This window comes from Arcobacter sp. ISO1 (genome assembly GCF_058105185.1).
Genome location: NZ_CM176573.1, coordinates 1,404,070 through 1,421,108 on the forward strand (window position 1 = coordinate 1,404,070; position 17,039 = coordinate 1,421,108).

The 17,039-nt window shown below is 28.5% G+C and carries 13 protein-coding genes; 12 read left to right on the plus strand and 1 reads right to left on the minus strand.

The window, feature by feature from the left end; all coding sequences use genetic code 11:
- The first annotated feature begins 3 nt into the window (after positions 1-3).
- The 6 genes from rpsL to AC2TY9_RS06970 all read left to right on the plus strand — a co-directional run bounded on the left by rpsL (position 4) and on the right by AC2TY9_RS06970 (position 7,635).
- The gene (rpsL, locus tag AC2TY9_RS06945) at positions 4-378 is read left to right on the plus strand and encodes a 30S ribosomal protein S12 (RefSeq protein WP_138153294.1); all 375 of its coding nucleotides are present in this window, start codon (positions 4-6) and stop codon (positions 376-378) included.
- Between the two features lie 16 nt (positions 379-394).
- Positions 395-862 carry a 30S ribosomal protein S7 gene (gene rpsG / locus AC2TY9_RS06950; protein ID WP_489780219.1) on the plus strand — a complete coding sequence of 156 codons (468 nt, stop codon included), beginning with the start codon at positions 395-397 and terminating at the stop codon, positions 860-862.
- 113 nt (positions 863-975) lie between these two features.
- A complete protein-coding gene (fusA, locus tag AC2TY9_RS06955; protein WP_489780220.1) occupies positions 976-3,084 on the plus strand; it encodes an elongation factor G in 2,109 nt (702 codons plus the stop codon).
- A gap of 268 nt (positions 3,085-3,352) precedes the next feature.
- Positions 3,353-5,215: a hypothetical protein gene (locus AC2TY9_RS06960; protein WP_489780221.1), complete on the plus strand. Its 1,863-nt coding sequence runs from the start codon at positions 3,353-3,355 to the stop codon at positions 5,213-5,215.
- A 9-nt stretch (positions 5,216-5,224) separates the two neighbouring features.
- On the plus strand, positions 5,225-6,097 hold the full coding sequence (locus tag AC2TY9_RS06965) for an NAD(+)/NADH kinase (RefSeq protein ID WP_489780222.1): 873 nt from the start codon (positions 5,225-5,227) through the stop codon (positions 6,095-6,097).
- A complete protein-coding gene (locus tag AC2TY9_RS06970; protein ID WP_489780223.1) occupies positions 6,094-7,635 on the plus strand; it encodes an AAA family ATPase in 1,542 nt (513 codons plus the stop codon). Before AC2TY9_RS06965 ends, AC2TY9_RS06970 begins: the two co-directional genes overlap by 4 nt.
- Here AC2TY9_RS06970 and AC2TY9_RS06975 read toward each other — a convergent pair.
- Entirely contained in the window at positions 7,632-9,560 is a 1,929-nt protein-coding gene (locus AC2TY9_RS06975; protein ID WP_489780224.1) for an ankyrin repeat domain-containing protein, read from the minus strand. The two genes, AC2TY9_RS06970 and AC2TY9_RS06975, sit on opposite strands and share 4 nt — an antisense overlap.
- Positions 9,561-9,694: 134 nt before the next feature.
- On the opposite strand from AC2TY9_RS06975, the gene AC2TY9_RS06980 reads away from it, so the two are divergent.
- The 6 genes from AC2TY9_RS06980 (at position 9,695) to glyQ (ending at position 17,038) form a co-directional block, all read left to right on the plus strand.
- Positions 9,695-12,586, plus strand: coding sequence for a methyl-accepting chemotaxis protein (locus AC2TY9_RS06980; protein ID WP_489780225.1), 2,892 nt, complete (start codon positions 9,695-9,697; stop codon positions 12,584-12,586).
- Between the two features lie 125 nt (positions 12,587-12,711).
- Positions 12,712-14,022 (plus strand): peptidase U32 family protein, encoded by a 1,311-nt coding sequence (locus tag AC2TY9_RS06985; protein ID WP_489780226.1) that lies wholly within the window; start codon positions 12,712-12,714, stop codon positions 14,020-14,022.
- Between the two features lie 2 nt (positions 14,023-14,024).
- The gene (locus AC2TY9_RS06990; protein ID WP_489780227.1) at positions 14,025-15,332 is read left to right on the plus strand and encodes a glycosyltransferase family 9 protein; all 1,308 of its coding nucleotides are present in this window, start codon (positions 14,025-14,027) and stop codon (positions 15,330-15,332) included.
- A gap of 39 nt (positions 15,333-15,371) precedes the next feature.
- Positions 15,372-15,866, plus strand: coding sequence for a 5-(carboxyamino)imidazole ribonucleotide mutase (purE, locus tag AC2TY9_RS06995; RefSeq protein WP_489780228.1), 495 nt, complete (start codon positions 15,372-15,374; stop codon positions 15,864-15,866).
- Entirely contained in the window at positions 15,866-16,099 is a 234-nt protein-coding gene (locus tag AC2TY9_RS07000) for a glutaredoxin family protein (protein ID WP_489780229.1), read from the plus strand. Before purE ends, AC2TY9_RS07000 begins: the two co-directional genes overlap by 1 nt.
- On the plus strand, positions 16,100-17,038 hold the full coding sequence (glyQ, locus tag AC2TY9_RS07005) for a glycine--tRNA ligase subunit alpha (RefSeq protein WP_489780230.1): 939 nt from the start codon (positions 16,100-16,102) through the stop codon (positions 17,036-17,038).
- The last annotated feature ends 1 nt before the right edge of the window (position 17,039 follow it).

A 17,039-nucleotide genomic window follows, 5' to 3' on the forward strand; every position in this document is an offset into this window, starting at 1 on the left:
AGAATGCCTACTATTAATCAGCTTGTTAGAAAAGAGCGAAAAAAGGTGATCAAAAAATCTAAATCACCTGCATTAGAAAAATGTCCACAAAGAAGAGGTGTATGTACAAGAGTTTATACTACTACTCCTAAGAAACCAAACTCGGCTTTAAGAAAAGTTGCGAAAGTTAGATTAACTACAGGTTTTGAGGTTATCTCATATATCGGTGGTGAGGGTCATAACCTTCAAGAACACTCTATCGTATTAGTTAGAGGGGGAAGAGTTAAGGATTTACCTGGTGTTAAGTATCACATCGTAAGAGGTGCATTAGATACAGCTGGTGTTGCAAACAGAACTGTTGCAAGATCTAAATATGGTACTAAAAGACCTAAGAAATAAGTAGAAGGATAAGAGAATGAGAAGAAGAAAAGCTCCTGTTAGAGAAGTAATGGCTGATCCTATCTACAATAGTAAAGTGATCACAAAATTTATTAATACTGTAATGTTAGATGGTAGAAAATCTGCAGCACAAAAAATTATGTATGGTGCAATTGCAAACTTAGATGCTAGAGGTGAAGAATCTGGTTTCGATTTATTTGAAAAAGCAATTGAAAATGTTAAACCACTTTTAGAAGTAAAATCTAGAAGAGTTGGTGGAGCAACTTACCAAGTTCCTGTTGAAGTTAGATCTGTAAGAAGACAAACTTTAGCTTTAAGATGGTTAGTTGATGCTGCTAGAAAAAGAAACGAAAGAACTATGGTTGAGAGATTAGCAAACGAATTATTTGAAGCTGCAAACGAAAGAGGAGCTTCATTTAAGAAAAAAGAAGATATGCACAGAATGGCTGAAGCAAATAAAGCATTTGCTCACTATAGATGGTAATCCAACTGTAATTATTTTTTAATCATATAAGGAAGGGTGTTTGACACCCTTTTTTTTTATCTAGTTTTAGATATAATCTCGCAAAATTTAAAAATTTAAAAGGAAAATTTAAGATGGCAAGAAAAACCCCTCTTAACAGAGTTAGAAATATTGGTATCGCTGCTCACATCGATGCTGGTAAAACTACAACTACTGAAAGAATTTTATTCTATACTGGTGTATCTCATAAAATTGGTGAGGTTCACGACGGTGCTGCTACAATGGACTGGATGGAACAAGAGCAAGAAAGAGGTATTACAATTACTTCTGCTGCAACAACTTGTCACTGGAAACACCCAAAAACAAACGAAGATCTACAAATAAACATTATTGACACTCCAGGTCACGTTGACTTTACTATTGAAGTTGAGAGATCAATGAGAGTTCTTGATGGTGCTGTAGCAGTATTCTGTTCAGTTGGTGGGGTTCAACCACAATCTGAAACTGTTTGGAGACAAGCAAATAAATATAAAGTACCAAGAATGATATTCGTTAATAAAATGGATAGAACTGGTGCAGACTTTTATATGGTTGAAAAACAAGTTAATGAAAGACTAAAATCAAATGCTATCCCTATTCAATTACCTATTGGTGCTGAAGAAAACTTCCAAGGTGTTGTTGATTTAGTACAAATGAAAGCAATTGTTTGGGATGATGACGCTGCTATGGGTTCTCACTACCATGTAGAAGAGATTCCAGCTGATATGCAAGAACAAGCTGAAGAATATAGAGAAAGAATGATTGAAGCTGCTGCTGAATCATCTGAAGAGTTAATGGAAAAATACTTTGAAGAGGGTGAATTAAGTGAAGAAGAGATTGTTTCTGGATTAAAAGCTGCTTGTTTAAATATGACAATTACTCCAATGACTTGTGGTACTGCATTTAAAAACAAAGGTGTTCAAACTTTACTTGACGCTGTTGCTATGTATTTACCAGCTCCAACTGAGGTTGCTGATATTAAAGGTGAAACTCAAGATGGTGAAGCTGTTATCGTTCCTTCATCTGATGATGGTGAAGTTGCAGCATTAGCATTTAAAATTATGACTGACCCATTTGTTGGACAATTAACATTTGCAAGAGTTTATAGAGGTGTTTTAGAATCTGGAACATATGTTATGAACTCTACTAAAATGAAAAAAGAAAGAATCGGAAGACTTCTTAAAATGCACTCAAACAATAGAGAAGAGTGTAAAGAATTATATGCTGGTGAAATTGGTGCAGTTGTTGGTCTTAAAACAACTATCACTGGTGATACTTTAGCATCTGAAAAAGATCCAGTAATCTTAGAAAGAATGGAATTCCCAGAACCAGTTATTTCTGTTGCAGTTGAGCCAAAAACAAAAGCTGACCAAGAGAAAATGGGTATTGCATTAGGTAAACTTGCTGAAGAAGATCCATCATTTAGAGTTGCAACTGATGAAGAATCTGGACAAACTATTATTTCAGGAATGGGTGAATTACACCTTGAAATTCTTGTAGATAGAATGAAAAGAGAATTTAAAGTTGAAGCTGAAGTTGGTGCTCCTCAAGTTGCTTATAGAGAAACAATTAAAAATGAGATTAAACAAGAGTACAAATACGCTAAACAATCTGGTGGTAAAGGTCAGTATGGTCATGTATATTTAACTATTACTCCATTACCATCTGATAGTGAAGATAACTATATCTTTACAAGTTCAATTAAAGGTGGGGCTGTTCCAAGAGAATATGTTCCTGCAGTTCAAAAAGGTTGTGAAGAAGCGATGGCTGGTGGTATTTTAGCTGGTTATCCAATGGTTAATATCGCAGTTGACTTATATGATGGTTCTTACCATGATGTTGATTCATCTGAAATGGCATTTAAATTAGCTGCTTCTATGGGATTCAAACAAGGTTGTAGATCAGCAGCTGCACAAGCTGTTATCTTAGAGCCAATCATGAAAGTTGAAATTGAAACTCCTGAAGATTATATGGGAGATGTTATCGGTGACGTTAATAAAAGAAGAGGACAAGTTCAATCTATGGATGACAGAGCAGGTGTAAAACTTGTTGTTGCAATGATTCCATTATCAGAAATGTTCGGTTATTCTACAGACTTAAGATCTATGTCTCAAGGTAGAGCAACTTATTCTATGTTATTTGATTCTTATCAAGAAGTTCCTAAAAACGTTTCTGATGAAATCATCAAAAAGAGAAATGGTTAAAATCGTTTAAAAGAGTGACCTGCGTCACTCTTTTAGATTTTAACGAGATTTGTCATGTTTAATAGAAATCTATGATTTCGTAATTAAACGGTAAATGTCAGAACTAATCGCGTTAGATTAAGTTTTCTTTAGATAAAAAGGGATGTGCTTTTGCATATCCCTTTTTTTATTTAAACTCCTATTACTTCTCTTCTGTACCCTTATAAATTCTTGTTTAAATTCTTTTTAGATAGAATCTAACTTATATCAAAATTAAAAGTAGGGCATATTGATTTATAAAATTATCTTTTTATCTTTTTTAATTTTTCTAAACTTAAATGCTGCAATGGAAGATGACATTGTATATGTAGAAAATAAAAGCACTAATAATATAAGCTTAAAGGATGAATTTCTAAACCCTAATACAAAATTTTATACTATTAGTATTTGTACTTTAGAATTAAGTAAATATGATCCAATAGAATATTTCAAAACTTTTAATATGACAAATGCACTTGCATATAAATTTGGTGAAAATAAAGAGTATGCTAGGATTATCTCAGGAGTTTATAAAACTGGTACTGAAGCAACAGCAGCAATAAAAAATTTGGATTCAAGATTAACTAGAAATAAACCTTATTCAGCAAGTTTAAAAAGACATCAAGAGCTTTTTTCAGAATATAATGAAAACATTAAAAAAATTAGTTCTTCAGATAAAAAAAAGATGGAAAAATTAAAGTCAAATGAGAAATTTTCTAAATCAATTTTTGTCAATAATTCAAAAGAAGCAAAAAAACTAAAAGAAGAGTTTTTAAATGATAATTCTAAATTTTATTCTATTGCAATTGGAAGTATTTCTTTAAAACAAGATAGTATTGAAAACTTTTTTCAAACTTATGGGGTAGAAAATGAAGCTTTAGCTCATCTATATGGAAAAAATAAAGATAAAGCAAGAATTATATATGGCTTGTATAAAACTAGAAAGGAAGCTATTGAAGCTATAAAAAAGTTTAATGATAATTTGAAACTTAATAAACCTTACTCTATGAAAATGGAAAAGTTTCAAAGTTTTTATAATAAGAATATTTCTAAAGATGAAGATAATCCAATTGTTGAATTAAAGATGAACAATACAAATAAAAAAGAGCTTGCAAGTAAACCTACAATCAGTGATGATATTAAAATTATAAAAAATGAAAAGGCTCAAAAACCTAAGATAATTAAGCAAGCTAAAGAAAAAGTAAAGAAGCCAAAAAAAGAAGATAGACAAAAAAAGAAAATAAAAAATAGTGTAAAAAAGATTAAGAAAAAAAAGATAAACACAGTAATTGAAAAAAAAGAGAATAAATTTTTAAAAGAATCAAAACTTGTAGATGTTTATTATGTTGAAGAGGATGGAGAGTTTAATATTTTAAGTGAAGTTTTCTTAAATGATGGAAGTTCTTTTTTTACAGTTGATTTTGGTGAAATAAATTTAAAAGAAACTACAATTGAACAATCATTTTTAAATAATAAGATAAAAAATGAAGCTTTAGCATATAAATATGGTGATAATAATGAGTATGCAAGACTTATTTATGGAGCATTTGAAACTAAAGATGATGCAAAAAAAATTATAGAAGAATTAAATGTTACAAGTTTAAAAAATTTAAAAGTAAGTAATATAAAAAATCATCAAAAACTATATAAAGTTTACCATAAAAATAAAATGATATATAATAGTAAGACAAACAAATCTCAAGTTAAAACTAGAAAATATGAGTTTGATTATTCAAGTGTATATGCAAAGTTAGAAAATAGTAAAAGTAAAATAAAAGATGAGTTTTTTAACAGAGATTCTACTAAATATACAATAACATTGATTACATTTTTAAAAGATGATATGAGAATAGATAAATATTTTGAATATAATAACTTATATGAAGAAGTTCTTGCTTTTCCAATAGGGAGTCAAAATAGTTATTATAGAGTGGTCAAAGGTGTTTATAATAGCTTTGTTGAAGCAAAAGAGGCTATAAATAGCTTAAGTGAAGATTTAAGAAAAAATCAACCTTATGTTTCAAGAATTACAAGTCAGCAAAAAAAGCTTGAAAAATATGGAAGAGTTTTGGAAAATGAAATGAAACAAATTCAAATGATTGAATTTAAATAGGATAATTAATTGAGATTAACAAAAAGTTCAGAAAGATTAAAATCTATAAAAAAAGCAGGAATTTTTTTAAAGCCTAATTCCCCTGAAATAAAAGAAGATTTTTACAAGATAAAAAAATGTTTTGATGTACATAATATAGAATTTATTCTTGAAGAAAACTCAGCAAAGATGATAAATGAAAAGCAAGGAAAAAGTTTAGAAGAAATCTGTCAAGAAGCAGATATTCTTTTATCTATTGGAGGAGATGGAACTTTATTGTCTGCTGTAAGAAGTTCTTTTAAGTATGATATTCCAATTTTAGGTATTCATATGGGAACTTTAGGTTTTCTAACTGATATTGTATTTGAAGAACTTCCAGAATTTTTAAATGATTTAATGGATGATAATTATAGAATTGATAATAGAATGTTAGTTGAGTGTAAAATTGGTGATAAAACCTATGTTGCCTTTAATGATATAGTGATTTCTAGAAAATCAGTCTCTTCTATGTTAAAAGTGAATGCAAAAATTAATGGTGAATCTTTTAATTCTTATCATGGTGATGGTGTAATTATCTCAACTCCAACAGGGTCAACTGCATATAATCTTTCTGTAGGAGGTCCAATAGTTTACCCTTTAACTGAAGCTTTTATTATAACTCCTGTTGCATCACACTCTTTAACACAAAGACCACTTGTAATGCCAGCAGAAATAGAAATAGAATTCAAAATAAAAGACTCCCAAGGAGCTGTTATTTTAATTGATGGGCAAGATATTGTAGAAGCCAAAAATGAAGCAATTATTAAAGTTACAATTGCAGATAAAAAAGCTAAACTTATTCATAGAACAAAAAGAGATTTCTTTAAAGTTTTAAATGAGAAATTAGGATGGGGAAATAATTGATTAATAGAATTTATTTAAATGATTTTTTATCATTTAAGGATGTTGAATTAGAATTAGATAATGGTTTAGTTGTTTTTACAGGTCCTAGTGGAGCTGGAAAATCTGTTTTAATGCAATCAATGTTATCTTTATTTGGAATAGGGGAGTGTAAAGCAAGACTTGGTGAAATAACCTTGACTAACATGGGAATTGTAGATGAAGCTTATGATATACAAAAAGATGATGACATTACGATTAAAGAGATAAAAAAAGATAAAACTAGATATTTTTTAAATGCTCAAACAATTTCTAAAAAAAATCTAAATCAATTTTCAAAAACGCTTATTAGACATTTACATTTAAAAGATAACTCAGATTTTGATTCAGTAAAACTAATTTCTTTTTTAGACTTTTATTGCAAAAAATATGAGAAGGATTATGGTTCAATAAAATTACAATTTGATGAAAAGTATCAAGAACTTTCATCTATTCAAAAAGAATTAGAGAAAATTAGAAATGATGAGTCAAAGCTTGAAGACTTAAAAGAGTTTGCAAAATTTGAAATAGATAAAATTAACTCAATAAACCCACAAGTTGGAGAGTATGAAGAGTTAGCTTTAATTAAAAAGAAATTATCTAAAAAAGAAAAGATAGAAGAATCTATTGAAAAATCTCAAGCTATTTTTAATTACACTTCAGCAGTTAACGAAACACTATTTTTACTAGATGAGGATAGTAGTTTTTTTGATGAGGCTATTAATGAGTTAAATAATCTTTATGAAAGATTTAACGATTCTTTATATGAATTAGAAGAATTAGATATTGAAACTGTTTTAGATAGAATTGAAAAACTTTCATCTTTACAAAAAAGATTTGGCTCTATTAAAGAGGCAATAGAATATAAAGAGAATAAAGAAAAAGAGTTAGAATCTTATGAAAATATATCCTTTGAAAAATCTGTATTAGAAAAAAAATATAAAAAAATCACTATTGAAGTTGAGGCTTTATCAAAAGATATTAGTAAGTATAGAAAAAAAGCAGTAAAAATATTAGAAGAGAGAATGAATCACTATTTAAAGTTTTTATATCTTTCTAATGCAAAAATAAAAGTTGAAGAGAAAAGTTTAACAAAAGATGGAATTGATGAGATTCTTTTTGAGTTAAATGGAGTAAACCTTGAGACAATTAGTTCAGGGGAGTTTAACAGACTTAGACTGGCACTTCTTACTTCTATTAGTGAGTTTGATATTGTAAATAATGGAATTTTATTTTTAGATGAGATTGATGCAAATTTAAGTGGAAAAGAAAGTTCTGCAATTGCAACAGTTTTAAACAAACTATCAAAATCTTATCAAATATTTGCTATTTCACATCAACCTCAGTTAACATCAACTGCACATCAACATTTTTTAGTTGATAAGAAAAATGGTGTTTCTACTGTAAAAAAACTTGATGATGAATCAAGGGTAAATGAAATTGCTAGGATGATAAGTGGGGAAAGTGTCACAAAAGATGCTTTTTCTTTTGCTAAAAATCTTTTAGAAGAAAAAAGAGTTTAAGAATTAACTTCAAACTCTTTTTTCATATTTTCTACTAAAATTTTTATTTTATCTTTTTGAATTTTTGTTCTTGCATTTACTATCAAAGTGTTTAAACTTTTATGAAACTTTTTTAGAAAATTTAAAATATATTTTGTCTTTTTGTAAGGGTTATTAACATGGGCACTAAGTTCAATAAATTCTAATACCATATCAGTGTATCCTAAAAAAGCTGCATAATTTATAGGTAAGACGCCAAATTTATCAGGCTCATTTAACAAAGACTTATTATAAGAATAAATAAGTTTAAAAATTTTAATATCATTTTTCCAAACAGCATTATGTAATATATGTCTTCCTCTATTATCAATTGCATTCATATCCACACCACTATGTAAAAGCATCTTTATAACTGTCATATCGCAGTCTAGTATAGCTTTATGTAAAGTGATTCCACCATAAGAATCTTTTGCATTTACATTTGCACCCATAATGATTATTGCTTGTAAATTGTTATAATAGTTTTTTTGCTCTTTCTCTTTTTTAAACTCTTGATTCTCTAGCATATATTTATAGATAATATTATTGCCATCTTTATCTTGAGCATTTATGTCTGCACCATATTTTATTAAAAGTTTTACAATATCAGTTGCTCCATATCTTAATGCTTCAAAGAAATATGGCTCATCCTTTGAATTATATTGTTTCAATTTAACATCTGTATTTACTAAAACACTTTCTAGGATAGATACATAATCACTTTTAAAATCAAGGTTTTTTCTTTGGATAGGTCTAGCTTTTTTTTCTTCTCTAACAATTAAAATTGCATCAATTAGTTTTTCAATTACAGTATGGTTTTTCGAATCCTTAATATTTGGATTTATTCCATAATCAAGTAATATATGAGTTGTTTCAAGATAACTATTTCCTTTTTCTATTATTAAACTTAATGCCGTGTTATTATTCTTATCAACAATATCAACTGGTACTTCACAATCTAATAGTAAATTTAAAAGCTCCAAATGTTGATTTTTTGAAGGAAGAGATAAAACAGTTTCATTGTTATTGTTTGATGTTCTTGTATCAATATTAGATTCAATAATTGTTGGAATTATATCAATTAGGTTTTTTATATCTTTTTTATGTTTTTCTAGATCTTCTTTTGTATCAATAACAAGATTGTTTTCTTTGTAGATTATGTATTCAATTAGATGTAAAAGTATGTTATTTCCTTTTTTATCAATACAGTTTACATCTAAACCCTCTTCTAGAAGTTTTAGAAAAACATTTTGGCATTCAAAACCATTTTCAATGACATAAAATAGTAGGTTTCTTCCATTGTGATCTAATTTCTCTAAACTATCAAATCTATCTAATAGATTATTTAAGACATCTATATTTTCAAATGATTCTTTAAAAAATAATATGGAATCATCATTTATAAATCTCTTTTCCTCTAATAAATCATCTATTATTTCCAAATTATGTGATTTTACTGCAAAATGTAAAATTGATTCATTTTTTTTATTTTTTTTATTTAAATCTTTTACCAAAGGTTTTAGTTTCTTATATGCAGCAAAATGTCCATTATATGCAGCAAAGTCAATGGCTGAATAGCCACTATAGTTTTCTAAATTTACATCAGCTTTTTTTTCAAGTAATAAATCAATTGCACTCAAAAATCCATCTTTAGAAGCTAACATCAAAGGTGAATTTCCTTTTGAGTCCTGATAGTTTATATCTATACCTTTTTTTACAAGCCATTTTGCTGATTCAATTTTATTATTTAAAATCATTAAATGTAAGAAATTCTCATTATTTTGATTTATATGATTAATATTTAAATGTTCTAACATAGAATCAACTTTGTCTTCTTTAAAAGTTGAACTTTTTAACTCTTTTAATAAATCATCAATAGTTGCTTTCTTAAATAGTTTTTTAATCATAAAAATCCTTTGATTTCTTATTTTAACATAATAACATAAAATAAAATAATAATTATTTATAAGTGGAAACTTACTTGACATTTTAATATATTAGCATTATAATAAGTTCAAAATAATGGGAAACGGGAAGGTTCATGCTATCAAAAATATCAATCAAAGGGAAGTTGTTAATTATATCTTTGCTTGCAATTGTAATTGTATCTTTATTAATTGCAACTCAGTCAATCTACACTTTAAAAAAAGTATCAAAAGAAAAAATCGAGAACTTTAAGCAAGAGGCTTACTCAAATAAGGAAAAGGAACTTGAAAATTATGTTTCATTGGCTTTAAAAACAGTCGATTCATATTATGAAAGAACATCGATTGAAAAAGTTAAAGTTGAAGTTCAAGAGACTTTAAAATCTGAAGCAAAATTCATATTTTCTATTTTGAATCATGAATATGAAAAAAATAAAGATTTATTACCTGAAAATGAATTAAAAGAAAAACTAAAAAGTATAGTTGAGGGGACCAGGTATGGGGAGAATGGTTACTTCTGGATCAATGATTTAGATGCTGTTATTGTTATGCATCCAATTAAGCCACAACTTGATGGTAAAGATTTATATAATTATAAAGATAAAGGTGGAAAACAAATCTTTAAAGAGTTTGCAGCAGTTGCAAAAGCTAATAAAGAAGGTTTTGTTGATTATGTTTGGCCAAAGCCAGGATTTGAAAAACCACAACCAAAAGTATCTTTTGTAAAACTTTTTGAACCTTTCGGTTGGGTTTTAGGAACAGGTGAATATGTTTCAGATGTTTCTGAAAACCTAAAAAGTGAGGCATTAAAATCTATTTCTGCAATGAGATATGGGAAAAGTGGTTACTTTTGGATAAATGATTCAGAACCAAAAATGATTATGCATCCTATAAAACCATCACTAAATGGTAAAAACCTATCAAAAGTTAAAGATCCAAATGGAAAGTTTTTATTCAATGAAATGGTTAAAGTATCAAAGACTAAAAACTTAGGTGGTTTAGTTGATTACATGTGGGAAAAACCAGGGAAAGATGCTCCACAATTAAAGTACTCTTACGTTAAAAAATTTGAACCTTGGGATTGGATTATAGGAACTGGCGCTTATGTAGATGATATTGAAGAACATATCTTAAAAATGGAACAACAAACAAATGAAGAGATCAATGATATCATTATTTATTTCTCTTTTTTTACTATCTTAGCAATTATTATAATTTATTTAGTTTATTCATTTTTAGTTAAAAAAATTATCATTAGACCTATTGAAGACTTAAAAGAAGCAGTTGAATATTTAGGTTCAGGTAATGATAGAAGTGAAAGAATAAGAAAATCTAATGATGATGAGATTGGATCTTTAGTTGATGCCTTTAATGGGTATGTTGACAAGTTAAAAGCTGGATATGCTCAAGATGCTTTAGTCATTGAAGAGGTTGAAGATGTTATTAGAAAAATAAAAAATGGTTTTTATGTATATAAAGTTGAAAAAACATCTAATAATCCTACTATTCAAAAACTAAGAGAATCAATTAACTCAATGATAGATTCAACAAATGATAAATTAGAAGATATAAATAAAGTTTTACTTGAATATGGTGATTCTAATTTTGATTCATCATTGACCTCTTCTAAAAAAGGTTCTAATGGTATTATTGGTTCAATCTTTGCAAGTACAAGGGAACTAGGTGGTACTGTATCAGAATTTTTATCAATGATAACAAAAACAGGTGAAAAATTAAATGCAGATATTGAAATCTTATCATCATCTTCTAATCAACTTTCGGATTCAGCAAATGATCAAGCTGCATCTTTAGAGCAAACAGCAGCAGCAGTAGAAGAGATAACATCAATTATTAAATCAAGTAATGAAAAAGTAAATAGAATGTCAATCTTGGCAAATGATTTAAATAAATCTGCACGTGATGGTGAAAATTTAGCAACTAAAACAACATCAGCAATGGATGATATTGATACACAAGTTCATGCTATTAATGATGCAATTACAGTTATTGATCAAATTGCATTCCAAACAAATATTTTATCTTTAAATGCAGCTGTAGAAGCAGCAACAGCAGGTGAAGCTGGAAAAGGCTTCGCAGTTGTAGCACAAGAAGTTAGAAATCTTGCAAGTAGAAGTGCCCAAGCAGCAAAAGAGATTAAAGATTTAGTTGAAAATGCAACTACAAAAGCAAATGAAGGTAAATCAATTGCAGATAATATGATCAAAGGTTATTCTGATTTAAATAGTAAGGTTAGTGAAACAATTGAATTAATTACAGATGTTGATTCTGCTTCGAAAGAGCAAGAAACTGGAATTGTTCAAATTAATGATGTTATTAACTCTTTAGATCAGGCAACACAAGTAAATGCTTCATCTGCAACACAAATTAGTAATCTTGCAACAGAAGTTTCTGAATTATCTACAAGTTTACTTAATATTGCAGAAAGGGCAAATTTTGATAAGAGAAAACAAGAAGAGATTTGTGATGTAGATTTAGTTTTTACAATGTCTAAACTTAAAAATGATCATATAGTTTTCAAAAACAAAAACTTTGCTGAAGTTGGAACTTTCAATTCTTGGAGTGTAACTTCACCAAAAGATTGTGATTTTGGTAGATGGATTTTAGACCAAGAAAGCCAAAGAAAAGAATTTTCTAAAACTTCAACTTGGAATAAAATGAAAGAATATCATGAAAAAGTTCATAATTTAGTTGGTGAATATGTTGAACTAAATTCAAAAAAAGTTTCAAATGAGGAATTAGAAAGTGTATCTTCAGAGTTAGAAACTACGACTGAAGAATTATTTAGAACAATGGATAGAATCAAAGCTGAAAACTGCTCTATTCAAAGTAGTAGGGAAAAAGAGCATAAAACTACAAAAGTTTCAGAACAAAGACCTATTAAAGTAGAAACAAAGAATGAGAAAAAAACAACTGTCTCAGCTCCTGTAAGGTCTTCAAAAACAATAACTTCAAATAATAATGATGACGATGAATGGGAAAGCTTTTAAAAGCTTTCCTTATTTATTCTTATAAATCTTAATTAACTTAATACAAAATCTTTTTTATAAAAAAATTTGATATAATTGCGAAATTATCAAACTGTGTCTTGTAAACACATAAGGAAAATCTTATTATGAATAACAACAAAAAAATAGAACTATTATCCCCCGCTGGAAATCTTGAAAAATTAAAAATCGCTTTTAACTATGGTGCAGATGCCGTATATGGTGGGGTTAGTCATTTTAGTTTAAGAATTAGGTCAGGTAAAGAATTTAGCTTTGAAACATTTAAAGAGGGGATAGATTATGCCCACTCTATTGGGAAAAAAGTTTATGCAACGATAAATGGTTTCCCTTTTAACTCTCAAATTGAATTATTAAAAAAACATATTGTACAAATGGCAGAACTTGAGCCTGATGCTTTAATTGTTGCAGCTCCGGGAGTTGTTAGACTTTGTAGAGAATTGGCCCCTCAAATACCAATTCACTTATCAACTCAAGCAAATGTAATGAATTATCTAGATGCGCAAGTTTATTACGATATGGGTGTTAGAAGAATTATCGCTGCTAGGGAAATAAGTTTAAAGGATGTAAAAGAGATAAAAAAACATCTACCTGAAATGGAGATTGAGATTTTTGTTCATGGCTCTATGTGTTTTGCTTATAGTGGTAGATGTTTAGTGAGTGCTGTTCAGATGGGAAGAGTTCCAAATAGAGGATCTTGTGCAAATGATTGTAGATTTGAATATACATTATATGCAGCAAATGAAGATCACAGTACTTTATTTAGACTAGAAGAAGAACCAGGTGTTGGAACTTATATCTTTAATGCAAAAGATATGAATCTAGCAAGTCATGTTGATGAAATTTTAGAATCTGGTGCAGTTGATTCAATAAAAATAGAAGGTAGAACAAAATCACCTTATTATGCTGCTGTTACAGCTTATGCTTATAGAAGTGCCATTGATGATTTTTATTTAAATAAATTTGATGCGCAAAAATACCAGTATGAATTATCAACTACAAAAAACAGAGGCTTTACCGATGCATATTTAATACATAGGCCATTTGAGAAAAATGACACACAAAACCATGAATATGCTTTAAGTAAAGGTAGCTATGAAGTTAGTGGATTAGTAACTTCAGATGAAAAACATTTTATGTGTAAATATAAAACCTATCCAAATGAAGAGACAGAAATTTTTGCTCCTTTAAACTCAGAAATTGAAGAGTGTGAAAATGAGATAGGAAAAATATTTAAAAAAGATGATGGTAAATATTATGTTTCATTTAAAAAGATTTTAACGGAAACTGGAAAAGAGCTTGAATCTGTTCATAGTGGAAATACAAATAAAATTCAATTACCAGGGAAATTACCTTATTTAACAATGCTTAGAGTTGAAAATAGTGAAGAAATATTAGAACAAAGTTCATGTAGTAATTAATAATGGTTATATTTAGAGTTACAGAAAATATCAATATAAAAACAACTGATGGTACTTTAGTTAAGTATTCTAAATTAAAGGGACCATCTAATCTTTTTAACGAAACTGTTTATATAACTACATTTGAAGACTTTGAAGATATTAAAAGAGTTTTTTTGAATGTTGGAGGTAAATATAAAGCAAGAGTTATAGATGAAACTAAAATAAGATATTTAAGTCAATTTCCTAGAGAACTAGGGGTTACAAATTTAAATGAACATTTTTTAACTCAAAAATATGACTATTCATATAAAAATCTAAACAAAGCAGAGATTAATGAAGATGAAATAAAATCAACATACCTAAACGAAGATTGCGTTGATTTAGATAAACAATTAGACGGAACACTAAAAAAAGATATTTCTATTATGATATTGGGAAATGTTGGATTATCAATGTCTGAAATGATTTGCGGATGTTCTTCTTTAAGAATCTTTTATGAAAAACTAAGAAAAAAATTCAAAAGTGTTAAACTTGATATATATTTAAATGCTTCAGAAAATAAATTTTTCTCTAGGGATAAAATGATATTTTCTAATCAAAATTTTATTAATAGTGTAAATCCTCTTTCCATAGACGTAAAATCGTTTTGTGCTTATGATTTTTTTGTGGATTTTAGTTCAGTAACAAATAGAAGTTATTTTAAACATCTTTCAAAAATAGATGCCTTTTTATATAAATTTGGAATAGATTATAGAAAAATTGATGAAAAAGAAAAATTTAATACTATAGATATTGCATCATACAAACCAAAAAATGAATTAAAAGAGAAAATAAATAGATTAAAGCTTAAAGGTGAAACTATACTTTTTCATCCTTATTCTGCAAATTTAAGTAAATCAATACCAAAAGAGATAGCAGTTAGAATTTTAAAAGATTTAATTGAAAAACTACCTGCATATACCATTGTTTCAACAATTAAAATTGATTCAAAAATTGATGATGACAGATATGTTGATTTATCAGCTTCTTCACAAAATTTTTTAGACTTTTCATATATTGTTGCTAATATGTCAAAGGTTGTTACAGTTGATACGTCAACATACCATATTGCAGAAGCTTTTTTTATTCCAACTGTAGTTTTATTTACAAACTCAAAAGAGAGTGAAAACTCAAATATATATTCAAACTCTAAAGCCTTGTATATTGAAGATGAATCAAAAAATTTCAGTAAATTTATTTTTGAAAATGATTCATTGGTTTTATATAAGTTCACAGGTTGGAATAAACTTAAATCTTCTAAGATTATAAAATTATTAGGAACTTTTTGATATAATATTACCCATTTTAAGAATATTTAAGGAAAATCAATGAATTTTGTATCTATCATAATGGGAAGTAAATCTGATTATGAAATTATGAAACACTGTGCTGATACTTTAGAGAAGTTTGATGTAAAATATGAAATTATAATCTCTTCAGCTCACAGAAGCCCAGAAAGAACAAAAAGCTATATTAAAGAAGCAGAAGAAAAAGGTGCTGTTGCATTTATCGCTGCTGCTGGTATGGCTGCGCATTTAGCTGGTGCTATAGCTGCGACTACAACAAAACCTGTAATTGGTGTTCCAATGAAAGGTGGAGCTATGGATGGTATGGATGCTATGCTTTCAACTGTTCAAATGCCTGCTGGAATGCCTGTTGGTACTGTTGCTCTTGGAAGAAGTGGTGCAGTTAATGCCGCATACTTTGCAATGCAAATTTTATCAATAAGTGATAAAGAATTAGCAGTAAAACTAAAAGAGGACAGAATTGTTCAAGCAAAAAAAGTTGAGAGTGACTCAGCTACAATTGAAGTAATTCTTTAATGAAACAAGTTGCACTTTTTACTTTACCTAAATGTAAATGGTGCAATGAGGCAAAGGCTTATTTCAAGGCAAAAAAGATCAAATACAATTTAATTGATCTTTCCACAAATAAAAAAGCTTTAAATGATTGTAAAAAACATGGTTGCAGTGGAGCACCTGTTGTTTTGATAGAAAATACATGGATTTGTGGTTTTGATAAAAATAAAATAAATAAAGCATTAGGGATTAAATAGATGGTTACTTTTTCAGAAATTCTATTAAAATTACAACAATTTTGGGCGAGTCAAGGGTGTAATATTGTTCAACCTTATGATATTCCAGCCGGAGCTGGGACTTTTCACCCTGCAACGATTTTAAGAAGTTTAGATTCAACTCCTTGGTCAACTGCTTATGTAGCTCCAAGTAGAAGACCAACTGATGGTAGATATGGTGAAAATCCAAATAGGCTTGGGGCTTATTATCAATTTCAAACTTTAATTAAACCAAGTCCAGACAATATCCAAGATTTATATTTACAATCTTTAGAATTTTTGGGATTAGATCTTTCAAAACATGATATAAGATTTGTTGAAGATAACTGGGAGTCTCCAACACTTGGTGCTTGGGGACTTGGATGGGAAGTATGGCTTGATGGTATGGAAGTAACACAATTTACTTATTTCCAACAAGTGGGTGGTCTTCCATGTGACCCTGTTGCCGTTGAGATTACATATGGAACAGAAAGACTTGCAATGTATTTACAAGGTGTAGATTCTGTATTTGACATAGTTTGGAATGAAAATAATCATGGTATTACTACTTATGCAGATGTTCATAAACAGAGTGAATATGAGTTCTCAACATATAACTTTGAAGTAGCTAATACTGAGATATTGTTTAGACATTTTGATGATGCTTTTAATGAATGTAAAGTTTGTTTAGAAAAAGGTTTACCTCTTCCTGCATATGATCAATGTATGATTGCTTCACATGCATTTAACACACTTGATGCAAGAAAAGCTATCTCTGTTACTGAAAGACAAAATTATATTCTAAAGGTTCGAGAATTAGCCCAAGGATGTGCTGTTTTATATAAAAATCAAGAAGTAGATAGATTAAAAAGAATTGGAAGTGCCTCTTCAAAAAAAGCACTTGAAAATTTAGAAAAAACAAATCCCGAGTTATTTGTATAAT

Bases quoted from the DNA above. Each gene is read 5' to 3' on its own strand.
- rpsL (WP_138153294.1), top strand. From the start codon at position 4: ATGCCTACTATTAATCAGCTTGTTAGAAAAGAGCGAAAAAAGGTGATC.
- rpsG (WP_489780219.1), top strand. From the start codon at position 395: ATGAGAAGAAGAAAAGCTCCTGTTAGAGAAGTAATGGCTGATCCTATC.
- fusA (WP_489780220.1), top strand. From the start codon at position 976: ATGGCAAGAAAAACCCCTCTTAACAGAGTTAGAAATATTGGTATCGCT.
- AC2TY9_RS06975 (WP_489780224.1), bottom strand. From the start codon at position 9,560: ATGATTAAAAAACTATTTAAGAAAGCAACTATTGATGATTTATTAAAA.
- AC2TY9_RS06980 (WP_489780225.1), top strand. From the start codon at position 9,695: ATGCTATCAAAAATATCAATCAAAGGGAAGTTGTTAATTATATCTTTG.
- AC2TY9_RS06985 (WP_489780226.1), top strand. From the start codon at position 12,712: ATGAATAACAACAAAAAAATAGAACTATTATCCCCCGCTGGAAATCTT.
- AC2TY9_RS06990 (WP_489780227.1), top strand. From the start codon at position 14,025: ATGGTTATATTTAGAGTTACAGAAAATATCAATATAAAAACAACTGAT.
- purE (WP_489780228.1), top strand. From the start codon at position 15,372: ATGAATTTTGTATCTATCATAATGGGAAGTAAATCTGATTATGAAATT.
- AC2TY9_RS07000 (WP_489780229.1), top strand. From the start codon at position 15,866: ATGAAACAAGTTGCACTTTTTACTTTACCTAAATGTAAATGGTGCAAT.
- glyQ (WP_489780230.1), top strand. From the start codon at position 16,100: ATGGTTACTTTTTCAGAAATTCTATTAAAATTACAACAATTTTGGGCG.